This window comes from Streptomyces sp. NPDC093149 (genome assembly GCF_044754145.1).
Lineage (GTDB): Bacteria > Actinomycetota > Actinomycetes > Streptomycetales > Streptomycetaceae > Streptomyces.
Map to the genome: position 1 here is coordinate 425050 of NZ_JBIVON010000003.1, position 16971 is coordinate 442020.

The 16971-nt window shown below is 71.0% G+C and carries 15 protein-coding genes and 1 pseudogene; 8 read left to right on the forward strand and 8 right to left on the reverse strand.

Annotation, left to right across the window (positions count from 1 at the left end; translation table 11 throughout):
• Positions 1-269: 269 nt before the first annotated feature.
• Entirely contained in the window at positions 270-3719 is a 3450-nt protein-coding gene (locus ACIQCZ_RS12425; protein WP_402282164.1) for a phosphodiester glycosidase family protein, read from the forward strand.
• A gap of 83 nt (positions 3720-3802) precedes the next feature.
• On the opposite strand, the gene ACIQCZ_RS12430 is transcribed toward ACIQCZ_RS12425, so the two are convergent.
• From ACIQCZ_RS12430 to ACIQCZ_RS12445, 4 genes are all read right to left on the reverse strand, one after another.
• Positions 3803-4213 (reverse strand): PTS fructose transporter subunit IIA, encoded by a 411-nt coding sequence (locus ACIQCZ_RS12430; protein WP_365689005.1) that lies wholly within the window; start codon positions 4211-4213, stop codon positions 3803-3805.
• Positions 4210-4824 (reverse strand): dihydroxyacetone kinase subunit DhaL, encoded by a 615-nt coding sequence (gene dhaL, locus ACIQCZ_RS12435; protein WP_376221450.1) that lies wholly within the window; start codon positions 4822-4824, stop codon positions 4210-4212. The genes ACIQCZ_RS12430 and dhaL overlap by 4 nt, the downstream gene beginning before the upstream one ends.
• A gap of 20 nt (positions 4825-4844) precedes the next feature.
• Positions 4845-5837, reverse strand: a complete 993-nt coding sequence (gene dhaK, locus ACIQCZ_RS12440; RefSeq protein ID WP_402281792.1) for a dihydroxyacetone kinase subunit DhaK — start codon at positions 5835-5837, stop codon at positions 4845-4847.
• A gap of 269 nt (positions 5838-6106) precedes the next feature.
• Positions 6107-6262, reverse strand: coding sequence for a hypothetical protein (locus tag ACIQCZ_RS12445; RefSeq protein ID WP_402281794.1), 156 nt, complete (start codon positions 6260-6262; stop codon positions 6107-6109).
• A gap of 240 nt (positions 6263-6502) precedes the next feature.
• Here ACIQCZ_RS12445 and ACIQCZ_RS12450 point away from each other — a divergent pair, with 240 nt between their 5' ends.
• On the forward strand, positions 6503-7402 hold the full coding sequence (locus tag ACIQCZ_RS12450; protein ID WP_402281796.1) for a GNAT family N-acetyltransferase: 900 nt from the start codon (positions 6503-6505) through the stop codon (positions 7400-7402).
• Between the two features lie 24 nt (positions 7403-7426).
• On the opposite strand, the gene ACIQCZ_RS12455 is transcribed toward ACIQCZ_RS12450, so the two are convergent.
• Positions 7427-7615 carry a hypothetical protein gene (locus tag ACIQCZ_RS12455; protein ID WP_402281798.1) on the reverse strand — a complete coding sequence of 63 codons (189 nt, stop codon included), beginning with the start codon at positions 7613-7615 and terminating at the stop codon, positions 7427-7429.
• A gap of 98 nt (positions 7616-7713) precedes the next feature.
• Here ACIQCZ_RS12455 and ACIQCZ_RS12460 point away from each other — a divergent pair, with 98 nt between their 5' ends.
• Positions 7714-8424, forward strand: coding sequence for an alpha/beta fold hydrolase (locus ACIQCZ_RS12460; protein ID WP_402281800.1), 711 nt, complete (start codon positions 7714-7716; stop codon positions 8422-8424).
• 287 nt (positions 8425-8711) lie between these two features.
• Here ACIQCZ_RS12460 and ACIQCZ_RS12465 read toward each other — a convergent pair whose 3' ends face one another.
• Positions 8712-8978, reverse strand: coding sequence for a GlsB/YeaQ/YmgE family stress response membrane protein (locus ACIQCZ_RS12465; RefSeq protein WP_402282167.1), 267 nt, complete (start codon positions 8976-8978; stop codon positions 8712-8714).
• Between the two features lie 436 nt (positions 8979-9414).
• Between ACIQCZ_RS12465 and ACIQCZ_RS12470 the strand changes: the two genes are divergently transcribed.
• Positions 9415-10197: an isoprenyl transferase gene (locus ACIQCZ_RS12470; RefSeq protein ID WP_402281802.1), complete on the forward strand. Its 783-nt coding sequence runs from the start codon at positions 9415-9417 to the stop codon at positions 10195-10197.
• A gap of 300 nt (positions 10198-10497) precedes the next feature.
• Positions 10498-11430 (forward strand): UTP--glucose-1-phosphate uridylyltransferase, encoded by a 933-nt coding sequence (locus ACIQCZ_RS12475; RefSeq protein WP_402281804.1) that lies wholly within the window; start codon positions 10498-10500, stop codon positions 11428-11430.
• Between the two features lie 176 nt (positions 11431-11606).
• Here ACIQCZ_RS12475 and ACIQCZ_RS12480 read toward each other — a convergent pair.
• A pseudogene (locus ACIQCZ_RS12480) lies at positions 11607-11882 on the reverse strand (DUF664 domain-containing protein); the annotation flags it as partial.
• A 409-nt stretch (positions 11883-12291) separates the two neighbouring features.
• On the opposite strand from ACIQCZ_RS12480, the gene ACIQCZ_RS12485 reads away from it, so the two are divergent.
• Genes ACIQCZ_RS12485 through ACIQCZ_RS12495 form a run of 3 tightly spaced genes read left to right on the forward strand, consistent with a single transcriptional unit; the run spans position 12292 to position 15964 of the window.
• The gene (locus tag ACIQCZ_RS12485) at positions 12292-13638 is read left to right on the forward strand and encodes a discoidin domain-containing protein (RefSeq protein ID WP_402281805.1); all 1347 of its coding nucleotides are present in this window, start codon (positions 12292-12294) and stop codon (positions 13636-13638) included.
• Positions 13638-14936, forward strand: a complete 1299-nt coding sequence (locus ACIQCZ_RS12490; protein WP_402281807.1) for an MFS transporter — start codon at positions 13638-13640, stop codon at positions 14934-14936. The genes ACIQCZ_RS12485 and ACIQCZ_RS12490 overlap by 1 nt, the downstream gene beginning before the upstream one ends.
• Entirely contained in the window at positions 14933-15964 is a 1032-nt protein-coding gene (locus tag ACIQCZ_RS12495) for a TolB family protein (protein ID WP_402281808.1), read from the forward strand. The genes ACIQCZ_RS12490 and ACIQCZ_RS12495 overlap by 4 nt, the downstream gene beginning before the upstream one ends.
• Positions 15965-16134: 170 nt before the next feature.
• On the opposite strand, the gene ACIQCZ_RS12500 is transcribed toward ACIQCZ_RS12495, so the two are convergent.
• A complete protein-coding gene (locus tag ACIQCZ_RS12500; RefSeq protein ID WP_402281810.1) occupies positions 16135-16776 on the reverse strand; it encodes a TetR/AcrR family transcriptional regulator in 642 nt (213 codons plus the stop codon).
• Between the last annotated feature and the right edge of the window lie 195 nt (positions 16777-16971).

Below are 16971 nucleotides of genomic sequence, written 5' to 3' on the forward strand. Positions count from 1 at the left end.
GAATGTCGCCGCCGACGACACCCCGGTCCCGCTGATCATCTCTGTCATCGAGTCGACGCGTCCTGTTTCCCCCGAGGTCCCCGATGCCCTCTGGTGCGCCGTCGTGCACGCGGACATGCTGTCCGCCGACAGCGCTTTCTGCCCGTGCACCGGGCGGCGCAACCATCGCGATTCCAGGAGGATCTGTGGTCCGAGGCACAGTCGACAGAACGACCCGATGGCGCTCCGGGGCCGGGGGAGGCCACAGGCCGGTCGCGCGACCTCTCGTACTGCTCGCTACGGTCTGCGCCCTGACGGGCGGCGCGATCTCGCCCGCCCTCGCCGATGCGAACCCCGACCCCCGTCCCCGTACCGCCGCCGAGGTCCTCAGACCGGTTGCCCCACCACCCGCGAGCAACCCGGCGGGGGAGCCCGGAGCGGTCGTGGACGGCGACGGGATCGAGACCGCTCGCACGTCGCGCCCCATCGCCCCCGGTGTCCGTCTCAGCTCGTACGACCGGCTGGAATCCGACAAATGGCTACGGGTCGACTCCCTCTCCGTGGACCTCGCCGGCAGCGGGGTGCGCGCCGACTACCTCTCCTCCGGCAAGGTCTCCGAACGGCACACGGTCTCCGAACTCGCCGCGGGACACGACGCGGGCCACGGCCGCCGCACCGTCGCCGCGATCAACGGCGACTTCTTCGACATCAACCAGACCGGAGCGCCGGAGGGGATCGGCATCAAGGACGGGGTCACCGTCCAGTCCCCGGCCCCTGGAGTCGACCGGGCCGTCGGCATCGGCCCCGGCAGCGCGGGCCGCGTTCTGAACCTCTACTTCGAGGGAACCCTCACTCTCCCCTCCGGGCAGCGGCCGCTCGCCGCGTACAACGCAGCCAATGTGCCGGCCGGGGGAATCGGCGTCTACACCTCCGCCTGGGGCAGCGCCGACCGCGCCCTCACCGTGGACGGCGCGACCCCCGTCGCCGAGGCGGTCGTACGGGAGGGCAAGGTCGTCTCCGTCGCGCACGGCCCGGGATCGGGAGCGGTCCCCGACGGCACCACCGTCCTCGTCGGCCGTGAGGCCGCAGCCGCCGCCCTCGACGCCCTGAAGCCCGGCGATCCGGTGTCCCTGACCTACCGGGCACGCCCCGACGGCGGAGCCGTGCCCCGCACCGCGGTCGGCGGCCGTGAACTCCTCGTCGTCGACGGAGTCGCGCAGAACCACGACGGCGAGGGCAACAACACCGCCGCACCCCGCACCGCCGTCGGCTTCTCCAAGGACGGCCGGAACATGCAGATCCTCACCGTCGACGGGAGGCAGGCCGACAGCGGCGGCGTCACCCTCACCGAGCTCGGCCTGATGATGCGCCGCGCCGGGGCGTACAGCGCACTCAACCTGGACGGCGGCGGATCGTCGACCCTCGTCGCGCGCGAGCCCGGCAGCGACGCGCTCCGTGTGGAGAACAGCCCGTCCGACGGGAGCGAACGCACCGTCCCCAACGGTCTCGCCCTCACCGCTCCCGACGGCAGCGGCCGGCTCAAGGGGTTCTGGGTCCAGCCACGCACGCCGGCCGGTTCCGCACCGGGCGTCGATCCGGTCAAGGGCGGCCACCCCGACCGCGTCTTCCCCGGACTCACCCGGCGCCTCACCGCGACCGGATACGACGAGACGTACGGCCCCGCCCAGGGCACCCCGCGCTGGCGTACGGTGCGGAGCGCCGTCGGCACGGTCGACGGCGACGGGCTCTTCACCGCGCGCCGCGGCGGCACCACCGACATACGCGCCGAAAAGGGAGCGGCGCACGGCACCACCACCCTGACGGTCCTCGACCGGCTCGCCCGGATCGAGCCGACCACCCGGCGGGTGGGTCTCGCCGACGCCGACGCGACCGGCACCTTCGGCATCGTCGGCCTCGACGCCCACGGCACCAGCGCCCCCGTCGAGCCGCGCGACATCGCCCTCGACTACGACCACGCGCTCTTCGACATCCGCGACGACGGCCGGGGCTCCTTCAGCGTCACCTCACGCACCGGCGCCGGCGCCGGACAGATCAGGGCGACCGTCGCCGGCACCACGACCGTCCTCGCCGTCAGCGTCGGCCTCGCCGAGCAGGCCGTCTCCTCCTTCGACGACGCGGACTCCTGGAAATTCAGCCAGGCACGGGCGAGCGGATCCCTCTCCGGCACGCCCGACGGACACACCGGCACCGGCCTGAGACTCACCTACGACTTCACCCGGTCCACCGCCACCCGCGCCGCCTACGCGGCCCCGCCCCAGCCCGTCCCCGTGCCCGGCCAGCCCCAGTCGTTCAAGCTGTGGATCAAGGGCGACGGGAAGGGCGCCTGGCCGACCCTCCACCTCAAGGACGCCGCGGGTTCCGACCAGTTGCTGCGCGGACCGTACGTCACGTGGACCGGCTGGCGACAGATCACCTTCGCGGTCCCTCCCGGAGCCGCCATGCCGCTCTCCGTGTCCCGCTTCTACCTCGCGGAGACCGCGGCAGCCCGGCAGTACACCGGCGAAATCGTCATCGACGAGCTCACCGCCCAGGTGCCGCCGACCGTCGACCTTCCCGAACAGGCGGCACCGGCGGACCCGTTGATCGATCCGGCCGCCGTGACCGAGCGCCGGGACTGGCGGTTCGCCGTGATGTCCGACGCCCAGTTCGTCGCCCGTGACCCGGACAGCGCGATCGTCACCCAGGCACGGCGCACCCTGCGCGAGATCAAGGCCGCCCGACCGGACTTCCTGGTGATCAACGGTGACCTCGTCGACGAGGGATCGCCCGCGGACCTGGCCTTCGCGCACCGGATCCTCACCGAGGAACTCGGCGACTCGCTGCCCTGGTACTACGTACCGGGCAACCATGAGGTGATGGGCGGCAGCATCGGCGATTTCGTCACCGAATTCGGACCCGCCCAGCGGACGTTCGACCACAAGGGCACCAGATTCGTCACTCTCGACACATCAGGCCTCAGCCTGCGCGCCGGCGGCTTCGCCCAGATCAAGCAGCTCCGAGCCCAGCTGGACGCGGCTGCGAAGGACCGGACCGTCGACTCGGTCATGCTCATCGAGCACGTGCCGCCGCGGGACCCGACCGTGCAGAAGGGCAGCCAGCTCGGGGACCGGAAGGAAGCGGCCCTGGTCGAACAGTGGCTCGCCGACTTCCGCCGTGCGACGGGCAAGGGGGCCGCCTTCATCGGCGGCCACGTAGGGGTCTTCCACGCCTCGCACGTCGACGGAGTGCCGTACCTGATCAACGGCAATTCGGGGAAGGCACCGGCCGGGCCGGCAGGCGAGGGCGGCTTCACCGGCTGGTCGCTGGTCGGCGCCGACCGCATCGGCCCCGGTGAACAGGCCGTCGCCCGGCAGCGGCCGTGGGAGGGAGGTCCCGACTGGGTCTCCGTGCAGACCCGCGCGCATGTCGACGCGCTGGAGATCGGGGCGCCGCCGGTGCTCGGCACCGGAAGCCGGGCAGAGGTCACGGCGACCGTCGTCCAGGGCGACCGCCGTGTCCCGGTCGGCTTCCCGCTGGCCGCCGACTGGACCGGATCCCCGAACGTCCACATCGGTGACCGCGACGGTGCCCGCCCACGCCACACGGCGGTCCTCGACCCGACCACCGGCACCCTCACCGGGCTCCGGCCGGGCACGATCACGCTCGCCGTCACGGTCAACGGCACGACGCAGAAGGTGCAGGTCAGGATCGGGGCGGCCGGGTCCGCACCGGCGGCCTGACGGCCCGAGAGCCTGCCCGGAGCCGCCCCGCACCCCTGAAATCCGGGTGCGGGGCGGTCTCGCGGACCGTGGATCTCCGGCTGCTACTCCTTGCGATATCCGTACGCCTCGGACGCCGCGGCCTCCACCTCCGCGATGTCGCCGCCCGCCGACGCGGTGACCACGGCGGCCACGGCGCCCTCCAGGAACGGCGCGTCCACCAGTCGCGAACCGGCCGGCAGTTCGTCGCCGTCGGCCAGCATCGTCTTGACCGTGAGTACCGCGCTGCCCAGATCCACCAGTAACGCGACCCCCGCACCGCCGTCCACCGACCTGGCGGCCTCGGCGATCAGTTCCTCACTGGTTCCGAGACCCCCCGCGGGCGTGCCGCCCGCGGCGGCGACCGGCGCCGTCGCACCGCCGGCGGCAAGGCCCCTGGCCAGCTCGGCGACGGACTCGGCCACCGGGCCGCTGTGCGACACCAGCACGATCCCGACCTGCTTCCCGCCACTCATGCGTCACCCCCGTCGGCAGCGCCGGTCTCGGCCAATGCGGCGATCAGCAGTGCGGAGGACGTCGCCCCCGGATCCTGATGCCCGATGCTGCGCTCACCCAGATAGCTCGCCCTGCCCTTGCGGGCCTGCAGCGGCACCGTGGCCAGTGCTCCCGCCTCGGCCGCTTCCCGGGCTGCCCCGAACGAGGTGTCGAGTGCCTCGGCGGCCGGCAGCAGCGCGTCGAGCATCGTCTTGTCCCCGGCCTGCGCCCCGCCCAGCTGCGCCACGGCCGCGACGCCCACCCCGAGCGCCTCCGCCAATTGCTGCGGAGTCACGGTGGGCGCGTCGCCCAGCGCCTTTCCGGTACGTCGCAGCAGCGTCCCGTACAACGGCCCCGAGGCCCCACCGACCGTCGAGATCAACTGACGCCCGGCGAGCATCAGCACAGCACCCGGGGTAGGTGGCTGTTCCTTGTTCAGGAGCGTGGTCACCGCGGCGAATCCGCGCTGCATGTTGCTGCCGTGGTCGGCGTCCCCGATCGCCGAGTCGAGCTCGGTCAGGTGGTCCGCCTCGCGGTCCACTGCGGTCGCGGCCGCGGTCATCCAACGGTGGAAGAAGTCGGCGTCGAGCACATGATCTCCTTGTCGGCGGGTCAACGGCCCCAGCGCAGCGCCGGAGTCTCCACCGGCGCGTCCCAGAGGCGCAGCAGCTCCTCGTCGACCTGGCAGAGCGTCACCGAACAGCCCGCCATGTCGAGCGAGGTCACATAGTTCCCCACGAGCGTACGAGCCGCCACCACACCCCGCTCGGACAGCACCCGCTGCACCTCGGCATTGAACCCGTACAGCTCCAGCAGTGGCGTCGCACCCATCCCGTTGACCAGCACGATCACAGGTGCGTTCGGCTGCAGGTCTTCCAGCACCGCGTCCACCACGAAGTCCGCGATCTCCCGCGACGTCATCATCGGACGCCGCTCCCGTCCCGGCTCGCCGTGAATGCCGATCCCGAGCTCCAGCTCGCCCGACGGCAGGTCGAACGTGGGGGACCCCTTGGCGGGCGTGGTCACGGCGCTGAGCGCCACCCCGAAACTCCGCGACGCCTTGTTCACCCGCCGGGCAACGGCTTCCACCTGTTCCAGTGGCGCACCCTCGTCGGCCGCCGCCCCGGCGATCTTCTCGACGAACAGCGTCGCGCCCGTGCCACGCCGCCCGGCCGTGAACAGGCTGTCGGTCACCGCCACGTCGTCGTCGACGAGCACCTGGGCGACCCGCACCCCCTCGTCCTCGGCGAGCTCGGCGGCCATCTCGAAGTTCAGCACGTCACCTGTGTAGTTCTTGACGACGAAGAGCACCCCCGCCCCGCCGTCGACCGCGGCGGCGGCGCGAACCATCTGATCCGGCACGGGCGAGGTGAACACCTCTCCCGGACAGGCCGCCGACAGCATTCCCGGCCCGACGAACCCGGCATGCAACGGCTCGTGCCCGGATCCGCCCCCGGAGACGAGTGCCACCTTCCCCGCCACGGGCGCGTCACGCCGTACGACGACACGATTCTCGACATCCACGGTGAGCTCGGGATGAGCGGCGGCCATGCCGCGCAGCGCGTCCGCCACAACGGTTTCGGGGACGTTGATGAGCATCCTCATGGGTACCTCCTGGGGAGCTTGGCAGGTGGGCCTATGATCTGTGTTTTCGCTGGCCAGAGCCGGTGCATGCAGTTGTTGATCTCGCGGTCGGTGGCGGTTGGCCGCGGCTTCCGGCGGTACTGATGCTGACTTGATACTGACTTCGGTGACGTTTTGTCAGCTATCTGTGGCGGATCGGATGCGTGTCGGCGGGAACGCCGCTGTCGGCAGTATCGGCCTTGTGGCAGCGAAGGTCACGTGGTCGTCACCCAATGCGTGCTGACGGTGCGTCATCCGGCGGTCCTGGGGTGGGATCGTTGTTGGAAGGCCGTGAGCTGCTGGGCGCCGACTGCGGGGTGGTCGAGGACCGCGCCCGCGATCGACCAGGAGCTGATGCACCGACAGATGACCTTCACTCCGGTGGCGGAGCATCTCGCCGTCGTCATGCCGGTCCATGTGTTGCGTCTGTGCCTCGCGCGCGAGGCGCATGCTCGCTTCAAGGGCATGGTCGGGCAGGGGCCATTGGGGTATTTCACGCGGGACCATGAGTGTGAGTTGCCCGGGCTCCCACGGCCTCGGCCGGCAGGCCGAGATCGCTGACCCCACCGGGCGCAGGAGCGCCACGGAGCGCGGCCGGCCCGGCAGCTTCCTGGGCCGGACCGACATTATCTGACTAGAGTCAGAGAATGGATTCAGTGCAGATCGATCGGGTACGGCGGTTCAACCGCACCGTCACCGAACGCGTGGGTGTGCTCCACGACCACTACTTGGGCCGCGACCGGCCCATCGGAGAGGCCCGGCTTCTCTGGGAGATCGGCGAACAGGGCCAGGACGTACGGCGGCTGCGCGAACGCCTCGGGCTCGACTCCGGATACGTCAGCCGCCTGCTTCGGTCCCTGGAGACCGATGGCCTGGTGACGGTGGAGCCGCAGCTTCGGGACAGACGGGTGCGTACCGTTCGGCTCACCGACGCGGGTCGCGCAGAGTGCGCCGTGCTCGATGGCCGCAGCGACGAGCTGGCAGCCTCTCTTCTGGAACCGCTCAACGCCGCCCAACGCGCCCGTCTGGTCGCCGCCATGGCCGAGGTCGATCGGCTGCTGACTGCCGCGACGGTCACGCTGGACGTCGTCGACCCGGACCATCCCGAGGCCGAGCACTGCTTGCGGTCCTACTTCACCGAACTGCGGGAGCGCTTCGCGGCCGGCTTCGACCCCGCGCGGAGCCTGCTGCCCGACGCCGGTGAACTCCGCCCGCCGCACGGCCTGTTCCTGGTCGCCCGGCTGCACGGCGAGCCGGTCGGCTGCGCCGGTCTGAAGCTGCCGTCCGGCGCCCCGGCCGAGATCAAACGAATGTGGGTCGCCCCGCACGCTCGGAGGCTGGGCCTCGGCCGCCGGCTCCTGGCCGAACTGGAGGCGCGGGCCGCCGAGGACGGCCGGGGCGTACTGCGTCTGGACACCAACAAGGCACTTGACGCCGCGATCGGCCTGTACCACTCCTGCGGCTTCGAGGAGGTCCCCGCCTTCAACGCCGAGCCGTACGCCCACCATTGGTTCGAGAAGCGGATCGTCCCACCGTCGGCGGGATGACGGTGGGCAGCCGCGCGTGAGTGCTCACCGCAGCTCGGTCAGCCATGCCAGATCTGCGCCCGAGCGCTGATCGCTGAGCGACGCCGCGGCGCATTCGGCCGGTGCCGGGTCGCCGCGGCGCAGCAGGCTCATGCGTTCCGGGGCGATCGACGACGTGAGTGTGCTCCGTTCGGCGATCTCGCCGGTCGTCGGTCGTCGGCTCGATGGTGCCACCCGACTTCGCACCCGGGCGCGCTGCGGCCGAGCCCCCGTGATTCGGCCGCGAGTGAACGCCGATCCTTCGGCAGGGCTGTCCCGTATAGCCTCCGGACATGGTTGATCTCCGCTCGGTCGACGTGGGAGGTATCCGGCTGGCCTACGCGGTGTCGGGCCGGTCGGACGCTCCGCCGCTCGTTCTGCTGCACGCGTTGGGAGAGGATGCCACCGACTGGGAGGCGGCGGTGACACCCGGCCTCGCCCGCAGTCGACGGGTGTATGCCCTCGACCTTCGCGGTCACGGCCTGAGCGACTGGCCGGGAGACTACTCGCTCGAACTGATGCAGGCCGATGTGCTCGGGTTCCTGGACGTGCTGGGACTGGACACGGTGGACCTGATCGGGCACTCCATGGGCGGCGTCGTGGCCTATCTGCTCGCGGCGGATCATCCGCAGCGGGTGAGCAGGCTCGTCCTGGAGGACGTTCCGGCCCCGCGCCCCCGGGAGCCGACCACCCCGACCAGGCCGGGCGGCGATCTGTCCTTCGACTGGGAGATGGTGCAGGCCGTCAGGAAGCAGATCGACGTGCCCGACCCCAGGTGGCTGCATCGGCTCAGCGGGATCACGGCCGAGACTCTCGTGGTGGCCGGGGGACCACGCAGTCATGTGCCCCAGGACGCCATCGCCGAACTGGCCCGTCGCATACCGGGCGGTCGGGTGGTCACGATCCCGGTCGGACACCTGATCCACCGCACGGCGCCGGAGGCGTTCATGAAGGCGGTTTCGGAGTTCCTGCTGGTGGCGGAGGACTTCCGTCCTGGCCGCTGACCGGTCGGCCCCGCCTGTGAGAATCCGGGCCGACTCCTCCCGCTGATCGTCGAGTACGACCGGCTCACCAGCTATCGGATCCTGCTCCACGCAACCGACCTGAACGCGGTGCAGGCATCCCGATCCTGCTTCAGGCAACCGAACTGAACGTGGTTCAGGCGTCCGGAGCGTGCTCCGGGGCACCGCCGAGGGCACCCGCGCAGGCTGCCGACGGTCGCCGCCCCTGGTGCCGCCCTGCCGTCCGGCAGGGCGGCACACCTCCGGGTCCGTGAGGCGGAAAGCGCGGATCAGCGGGTGCGGCGCCCCCGGACGAGCCGGTAGACGGCCAGCACGATGACGGATCCGACGACGGCGGCGATCCAGGTGGAGAGATGGAAGAACCCTTTGATCGAGTGCACGCCGAAGATGACCTTCCCGAGCCAGCCGCCCAGCAGGCCTCCGACGATGCCGATCAGCATCGTGATCAGGCAGCCGCCGGGATCCTTGCCGGGCATCAACGCCTTGGCGATCGCACCGGCCAGCAACCCGATCACAGCCCACGCAATAATGCCCATGGCGCACGCACCTTTCATCAGAACGCCCTTGTCGGCGGAGTACCACCATCCCTTGTGTCCCAGCTCGATTTCTGCAAACTCGCTGGCCACCACCGTGGGACAGCACCATCAGCGGCTTGTCGGCCCTCCTGAAGCGCGGTGCGACGCTGCCGGTGTGTCACCGGCCCCTGAACGAAGACCCTGCTGTCGGGCGACGCCCGGTACGCCGCGAGCCTCACACCCGCCCGAGCCCGGCTGAAATCGATCGACGACCGAGCCGCCGGGCTGGGTGGACGTCCCGGCCGAGCAGTCCGTCGATCGGCCCGGCGAACGATCCGGCCACCGCGCGTCCGGCCGGCCAAGTGGCCCGTGCGGCAACGTCATTGGATCGCTCGCTGACGTGGCGAGGGGGCCTGGTAGGGTCGCCGGACGTAGCCGGGCACGATGGAGATGGTTCATGAAGCTGCTCCCGCTGTTCCTCCGACGGCCTATCGAAGCGGTGTACGAGCGTCGACTGGCTGTCACCCTGGAGGGGCTGCCACGCCCGAGACACGTCGGGATCATGGTCGACGGCAACCGCCGCTGGGCACGGCAAGCGGGACACACGGACGTTTCGGAGGGGTACCGGGCGGGCGGTGCCAAGGTGACCGAGTTCCTTGGCTGGTGCACCGCCGCCGGAATCGAGCACGTGACCCTCTTCATGCTCTCCGACGACAATCTCGGCCGCCCCGCCGAGGAGCTCGGCCCGCTGATCGAGATCATCGAAGAGACCGTCCGGGACATCACGGCCGAAGGCCGTCGCTGGGAGGTCCAGGTGATCGGCTCGCTGGACATGTTGCCCGGCGCCAGCTCCCGGGTGCTCAAGGAGGCCGCCGCCACAACGGCCGGGTGCGGCGGGCTCAAGGTGGACGTCGCGGTCGGCTACGGCGGCCGACGCGAGATCGTCGACGCAGTGAAGAGCGCCTTCGAGGAACACATGGCAGCCGGTGGCGACCCGGCCGAACTGGTCGAGCGGTTCGAGATCGAGGACATCTCCCGCCACCTGTACTCGCCAACCGCCGACCACACCGACTTCATCATCCGGACCTCCGGCGAGCAGCGGCTGTCCGGCTTCCTGCTCTGGCAGTCCGCGTACGCCGAGATGCACTGGGTGGACTGCTACTGGCCGGCATTCCGGCGCCTCGATTTTCTGCGGGCACTGCGCTCGTACGCGAATCGCGAACGGCGATTCGGCAGATGACCGTCCGCGGCGCGGGGACGTCCCGCTCCGCATCCCCGTCCCTGGCGACCGGCTGCGCACCGCCCGGTCTGCCGAGGGCTGCTTCGCGGAGCTGCGCGAGCGGGTGCGCCCCCGCGTCACCGAGGCGATCGACACGAGCGGGTGCTCCGCGGTGACGAAGCACACCGTCTCTTGCTGTGCCGGTGACCGCCGGATCGGTCCGGACGAGTGATTGCCGCCCGGTCGTGGGCCGGGGCGTTGGTAGCGTCGGAGAATGCCGCGCCGTCCGGCGCGGAGTGCCGTTCGACCGAGAGAGACCCGATGCCCCCGACGATCCGCAGGGCGGTCATCCCCGCCGCCGGACTCGGCTCCCGCCTCCTGCCCCTGACCAAGGCCACCCCCAAGGAAATGCTGCCGGTCGGCGACAAGCCGGTGGTCGAGCACACCGTGCGCGAACTGGTGGCGTCCGGCATCACGGACATCACCATCGTCGTCTCCGGTGGCAAGTCCCTGATCCAGGACCACTTCCGGCCCAACCCCGCCCTGGTCGAGCAGCTGCGTGCCGACGGCAAGACCGCGTACGCGGACGCCGTGGAGGAGGTCGCCGAACTGGCCCGTCAGGGCCACATCACCTACCTCGACCAGCACGGCCCGTACGGCAACGGCACACCGGTGCTCAACGCCGCCAGGAACCTCGGCGACGAGCCGATGCTGGTGCTCTGGCCGGACGACGTGTTCGTGGCCGAGGTGCCCCGCGCCCAGCAGCTGATCCGCGCGTACGAAGCGACCCACTGCCCGGTGCTGGCGCTCATGCCGATGGACCAGGGCGACTCCCAGCGTTACGGGGTGCCGGTGGTCAAGGAGGATCTGGGCGACGGCCTGCTGCGCATCATCGGCCTGGTCGAGAAGCCCGAGCCCGCCGACGCCCCCTCGGCGTACGCGGCCATCGGCGGCTACGTCATCACCCCCGGCATCATCGAGGAACTGCGCGAGCAGACCAGGCGCTGGCACGAGCACCGCGACGGCGAGGTCTACCTGACCGACGCCATCAACGCCTACGCCGCCGGCCGCGCGGTGTACGGGCAGGTCATCTCCGGCCGCTGGTACGACACCGGCAATCCGGCGGACTACCTCGTCGCCCAGATGGCCTTCGCTCTGGCCCATCCCGAGTACGGGCCCGTCCTGCGCCGCCTCGCCCGCGAACTCGGCGACGGCGAGCACCCCGCCTCCGCTACGGACACCACCCCGGCCTGACCAGCCGCCCCCTTCGGTTCGCCCGCCCACGGGGGGCGGTCGGCCCGGGGGAGCGAGCACCACCCCCGGCCCGTCTGCGCATTCGTGAGTCGTGGTGCCGGCGCGGACCGCTGCGCGCCGGGCCCGGCCACCGACCGCAGGTCGGCCTGGGGGGTGGAACGGGTCGGACCGCTGTGTCAGTCGCGCGGGTGGTCGCCGGTGGCTCCGTCGACGAGTTCCCGGACGATGTCCATGTGACCGGCGTGCCGTGCGGTGTCTTCGATCATGTGAATCAGCACCCAGCGCAGGGACACGGTGGTGCCGTTCCAGGATGTGCCGAGGTCGTCGAGGTGGCGCTCGTCGATCGCCCGGTCGGCGGCGGCTCGGGCGCGGCCGTAGAACTTGACGATGTCCGCGGTGGCCTCGTGCGGCCGCACGTCCATGTCCTCGGTCCAGGGGGCGAACCAGAAGGGCCATGCGCATCGAGGCCTGGCCACGAGCGGACTGCCGAAGAGGTCCGAGCGGGCTTTCATGGGGCACTGCGTGCTCGGGTCGCCCGGTCGGATCGCGGCGCGGACCCACGACGACGTCCGCTGCCTCTGCCGCGTTCCGGCCGTGCCGCGCGTACCGAAACGACACTGCGGGCGCAACGCTGAACGACAGCTGAGGCAAAGGGAGTTGGGGGACTGGTAGGAAAGTTTACTGTTCGCTAGCATCCCGGATGGCGGCTTGGCGCGGTGCCCGACCCCCGTGGGCATGACGCGCTCAGCGAGAGCTCTGCCCCGGCCGCCACGATGCCGCGCCCTGCCCGAACGCGGGCAAGGACGCGAGGTCACGCACTGAAGCCCAGCTCTCGCCACCCCCAAGGCCAGGAGTCCAGGGATGCAACTGATCGGCTCAGCTCCGCCCCTCATGCTCAAACGGCGCCGTACGGTGGGCACGATCGCCGCCGCCGTACTCCTCCTCGTCGGCACCCTTTTGCTCGTCGACCCCGACCGGGCCGGTGCCGCCGCCGACCCACTCATCTCGCGTGGCAAGCCCGCCACCGCGTCCTCCAGCGAAGATTCCGCTCTCGGCCCGCAGAACGCCTTCGACGGTGACCCGGCCACCCGCTGGGCGAGCGCCGAGGGCAAGGACCCGCAGTGGATACGTGTCGATCTCGGCACCGCTGCCGACGTCACGCGGGTGACGCTGAGCTGGGAGGCCGCGTACGCCAAGGCGTACCGGATCGAGATCTCCGCCGACGGCACCACCTGGACCCGGCTCGCCGACGAGACGGCCGGGAACGGCGGCACCGACGAGTGGTCGTCCCTCTCCGGCAAGGGCCGTTACCTGCGCGTGTACGGCACCGCGCGCGGAACCGCCTACGGCTACTCGCTGCACGAGGTCGAGGTGTACGGCACGCTCGGCGGCACACCTCCGCAGACCGGCGCCTTCACCGTGGTCGCCGCCGGTGACATCGCCGCCCAGTGCACCGCCTCCGACAGCGCCTGCGCCCACCCCAAGACCGCCGCATCGGCCCAGAAGCTCGATCCGAAGTTCTATCTGACGATGGGTGACAACCAGTACGACGACGCACGGATCGCCGACTACCGGGCCTACTACGACAAGACGTGGGGCGCGTTCAAGAACAAGACGCATCCGGTACCGGGCAACCACGAGACATATGATCCGGCCGGGTCACTGGCCGGTTACAAGGCCTACTACGGGGCCATCGCGTATCCCCAGGGCAAGAGCTACTACAGCTTCGACGAGGGCAATTGGCACTTCATCGCCCTCGACTCCAACTCGTTCGACCAGAGTGCCCAGATCGACTGGCTCAAGGCCGACCTCGCCAAGAACGACAAGGCGTGCATCGCCGCATACTGGCACCACCCGCTGTACTCCTCGGGCGGGCACGGCAACGACCCGGTCAGCAGGCCGGTCTGGAAGATCCTTTACGGAGCCAAGGCCGACCTCGTGCTCAACGGGCACGACCACCACTACGAGCGGTTCGCGCCACAGAACCCCGACGGGAAGGCCACCGCCGACGGAATCACCGAGATCGTCGGCGGCATGGGCGGCGCCGAACCGTACCCCATCGAGAACGTCCAGCCCAACAGCCAGAAGCGGATCAGCGGTGAATACGGCGTCCTGAAGCTGGACTTCACGGACTCCGGCTACGGCTGGAGCTACGTCGGCACCGACGGCAAGGCCAAGGACACCAGCCCGAAGTACACCTGCCACTGATGTATCTGGCGACCACAGGCCGCCGGGACGCGCCGGCCCCGCCCCGCACCGGCGGAGCGGGCCGACGCGTCCCCGGCACCGTCCTGGCACTCGGCACGGTCAGCCTCGTCACCGACATCTCCTCCGAGATGGTCACCGCGGTGCTGCCGCTCTACCTCGTCTTCGGACTCGGTCTCTCACCTCTCCAATTCGGCGTCCTGGACGGCTTGTTCAACGGCGCCGCCGCTGTCGTGCGACTGCTCGGCGGGCACGCCGCCGACCGCGGCCGACGCCACAAACGGGTCGCCGGGGCCGGCTACGCGCTCTCCGCCTGCTCCCGGCTCGGCCTGCTGCTCGCGGGCGGCGCCACCGCAGGGATCGCGGCTGCCCTCGCCGCGGACCGCATCGGCAAGGGCATTCGTACAGCCCCCCGGGACGCGCTGATCACCCTGAGCAGCCGACCCGAGGCACTCGGACGGTCCTTCGGCGTGCACCGCGCGATGGACACCACGGGTGCCCTGCTCGGCCCGCTCGCCGCGTTCGCCCTGCTCTGGGCGACCGCCGATGCCTACGACGCGGTGTTCGTCGTCAGCTTCTGCATCGGCCTGCTCGGCGTACTGCTCCTCGTCCTGTACGTTCCCGGGCACCGCCCGGCACCGCCGGCGACGCCGACTCCCCGGAGAAGCAAGGCATTCGGAGCGCTGCGCGACTCCGCCTTCCGGCGGATCCTCGGAGCCGCCGCCCTGCTCGGCGCCGCCACCGTCGGTGACGCCTTCGTCTACCTCCTGCTCCAGCGCCGTCTTGACCTCCCCATCGGCTGGTTCCCGCTGCTGCCGCTCGGAGCGGCGGCGTGCTACCTGCTGCTCGCGGTCCCGGCGGGCCGGATCGCGGACCGGGTCGGCCGCCGACTGCCGTTCCTGTACGGACATGTCGCGCTGCTCGGCGTCTACGCCGCGCTCGTCACCACGAGCGGCGGCGCGACCCCGCTTCTCCTCGTTCCCGTCCTCGTGCTGCTCGGTGTCTTCTACGCCGCCACCGACGGGGTGCTGATGGCCCTCGCCGGACCTGTGCTGCCCGTGGACGGCAGGGCAGGCGGACTCGCCCTGCTCCAGACCGGCCAGGCGCTGGCCCGGATGCTCGCCGCGGCGGGTTTCGGAGCCGCGTGGACGGTGTGGGGGCCGCGTCCCGCACTGTGGGCGGCGATATCGGCCCTGCTCGCCGCGCTCGCGGGCGGCTGGGCGCTGCTGCCACGCAACCCCTCCGGCACCCCGGCCTCCGAGGAGCCGGGTGCCCAGATCCCCGACAGGCGGACCATATGAGTGCCGGATTCCCGGGTCCCGCGACCCCGCTGCGCCCTCGGACCCGTATCGCTGTGGTGGTGGCCGCGGTGCTGCTCCTCGTGGGCGGCTCCGTCGGGTATGCCCTGCACGCGAAGCACCGGTCGGACGGGCGACACGGCGTCGCCGACGCGTCGTTCACGCTCGGCGGACCCGCGCTGTACTTCCGTGACACGGCCACGGGACGTGTCGCGCATCAGCCGCTCGCCGGCGCTCCCGGAGCCCGCGGCCCGGGCACCCGCACCACCGGCGGACCTGTCTGCGACAGGTTCTACGCCGCCGGTGACACCGGACTCTGCCTGCGTGCCGAGCCCGGGGTGCTGCCGAAGACATATGCGATCGTCCTCGACGGCAGACTGCGCGAGAAGCGACGGGTCACCATGCCGGGCGTGCCCACCCGCGCCCGCGTCTCCGCCTCCGGACGGATGCTGTCCTGGACGGTGTTCGCCACCGGTGACTCGTACGCCACCACCGCCTTCTCCACCCGGACCGCCGTTCTGGATCTGCGCACCGGCTACCTCATCAAGTCCATGGAGGACATCCCCCTCACCATCGACGGTGCGCGCTACCACGCCCCGGACGTCAACTACTGGGGGGTGACCTTCGCTCGTGACGACAGCCGCTTCTACGCGACCGTCTCCACCAAGGGGCGCACCTACCTCGTCGAGGGGGACATGAGCGACTGGTCGGCGAAAGCCCTGCGGCAGAACGTCGAGTGTCCCTCCCTGTCGCCCGACAACACCCGGATCGCCTTCAAGAAGAAGGTTTCCGACGATCCGGCCGCGCCCTGGCGGTTGTACGTCCTCGACCTGCGGACCATGCGGGAGACACCGCTCGCCGAGACACGCAGCGTCGACGACCAGGCAGCCTGGCTGGACGACGGCACCGTCGCCTACGCACTGCCCGGCGGGGCCGGCCGGGCGAGCGACGTCTGGACCGTCCCCGCTGACGGTACGGGGACACCCCGCGTGGCAGTGGCGGGCGGGTCGTCGCCGGTGACGGTGGGCTGAGCGAGGAGGCCCGGGGCGGAAGCGGCCCACCCGGCGGGACGAGGACGGCCGGTCCGGAGCAGGGACCTCTCCCGGCAGGCGGGCCTGGCCCCCGGTGCTTCCCGGGCGCGGCGGGCCCGCCCGGGTTCCACCCGGCTCGGGCTCACGCCTTTGGCCGAGGTCCGCCCACCTCAGGTCCGGCCGTTCTCCGGCTCGGGTGCCTCGGACCGGGGCGTCTCGGCCGTCGCGGTCCGGGCCGTTCCGGGCGCTCCCGCCCGCAGTCCGTCCATCACGAGGTCCAGCAGGCGTGTCGCACGAGGCTGCCAGTCGCCGTGCGGGTCGATCTGCCAGAGCCCGGCGATGGCGAGCAGGAAGTCGTCGGGGGTCAGACCCGGGCGGACGGTGCCGGCCTCCTCGTTCGCGTTCAGCAGGAGCGTGACAGCACGGGTCACCGGGCCGTGACCCACTTGGGCCAGGCTGCCGTACCGGCTGGTGGTCCTGCGCAGCGCGTCGGCCAGACCGGCCTTGGCCATGGCGTACTGAGCCAGGCGGTCCATCCATTCCCTGAGGGCCTGGTCGGGGGTGCGGGTGCGGAGCAACTGGGCTGCGGTGTCGGAGACTTGCTGCATCTCGTAGCGATAGACCTCCAGCACGAGCGCCTCACGGTTGGGGAAGTTGCGGTAGAACGTCCCCTGCCCGACGCCCGCCTTCCTCGCGATCGTGCTCAGCGGGGCGTCCGCGGCCATTGTCAGTTCGGCGAGTGCGACTTCCAGGATGCGCTCGCGATTCCGTTGCGCGTCCGAGCGCAGAGTGACGCTCTTCTCCTCCGGCACTCGCCCTCCTTCCGGAATCACGGTCAAGTCCGGCCTTGCTGACCGGACAACTGTCCGCTAAGTTCATGAGCAAGCGGACGGTTGTCCGCTTGGGTCCACCATAGTGGCAGATCCGGCCATGTGGCCGATCGGCGCCCATCATCGTCGCCGATTCATCAGCCCACATCACCTCCTTCCTCCCGGACCGCCTGCCGG

Bases quoted from the DNA above. Each gene is read 5' to 3' on its own strand.
- ACIQCZ_RS12430 (WP_365689005.1), bottom strand. From the start codon at position 4,213: ATGAGTGGCGGGAAGCAGGTCGGGATCGTGCTGGTGTCGCACAGCGGC.
- dhaK (WP_402281792.1), bottom strand. From the start codon at position 5,837: ATGAGGATGCTCATCAACGTCCCCGAAACCGTTGTGGCGGACGCGCTG.
- ACIQCZ_RS12445 (WP_402281794.1), bottom strand. From the start codon at position 6,262: ATGACGACGGCGAGATGCTCCGCCACCGGAGTGAAGGTCATCTGTCGG.
- ACIQCZ_RS12450 (WP_402281796.1), top strand. From the start codon at position 6,503: ATGGATTCAGTGCAGATCGATCGGGTACGGCGGTTCAACCGCACCGTC.
- ACIQCZ_RS12460 (WP_402281800.1), top strand. From the start codon at position 7,714: ATGGTTGATCTCCGCTCGGTCGACGTGGGAGGTATCCGGCTGGCCTAC.
- ACIQCZ_RS12465 (WP_402282167.1), bottom strand. From the start codon at position 8,978: ATGGGCATTATTGCGTGGGCTGTGATCGGGTTGCTGGCCGGTGCGATC.
- ACIQCZ_RS12470 (WP_402281802.1), top strand. From the start codon at position 9,415: ATGAAGCTGCTCCCGCTGTTCCTCCGACGGCCTATCGAAGCGGTGTAC.
- ACIQCZ_RS12475 (WP_402281804.1), top strand. From the start codon at position 10,498: ATGCCCCCGACGATCCGCAGGGCGGTCATCCCCGCCGCCGGACTCGGC.
- ACIQCZ_RS12485 (WP_402281805.1), top strand. From the start codon at position 12,292: ATGCAACTGATCGGCTCAGCTCCGCCCCTCATGCTCAAACGGCGCCGT.
- ACIQCZ_RS12490 (WP_402281807.1), top strand. From the start codon at position 13,638: ATGTATCTGGCGACCACAGGCCGCCGGGACGCGCCGGCCCCGCCCCGC.
- ACIQCZ_RS12495 (WP_402281808.1), top strand. From the start codon at position 14,933: ATGAGTGCCGGATTCCCGGGTCCCGCGACCCCGCTGCGCCCTCGGACC.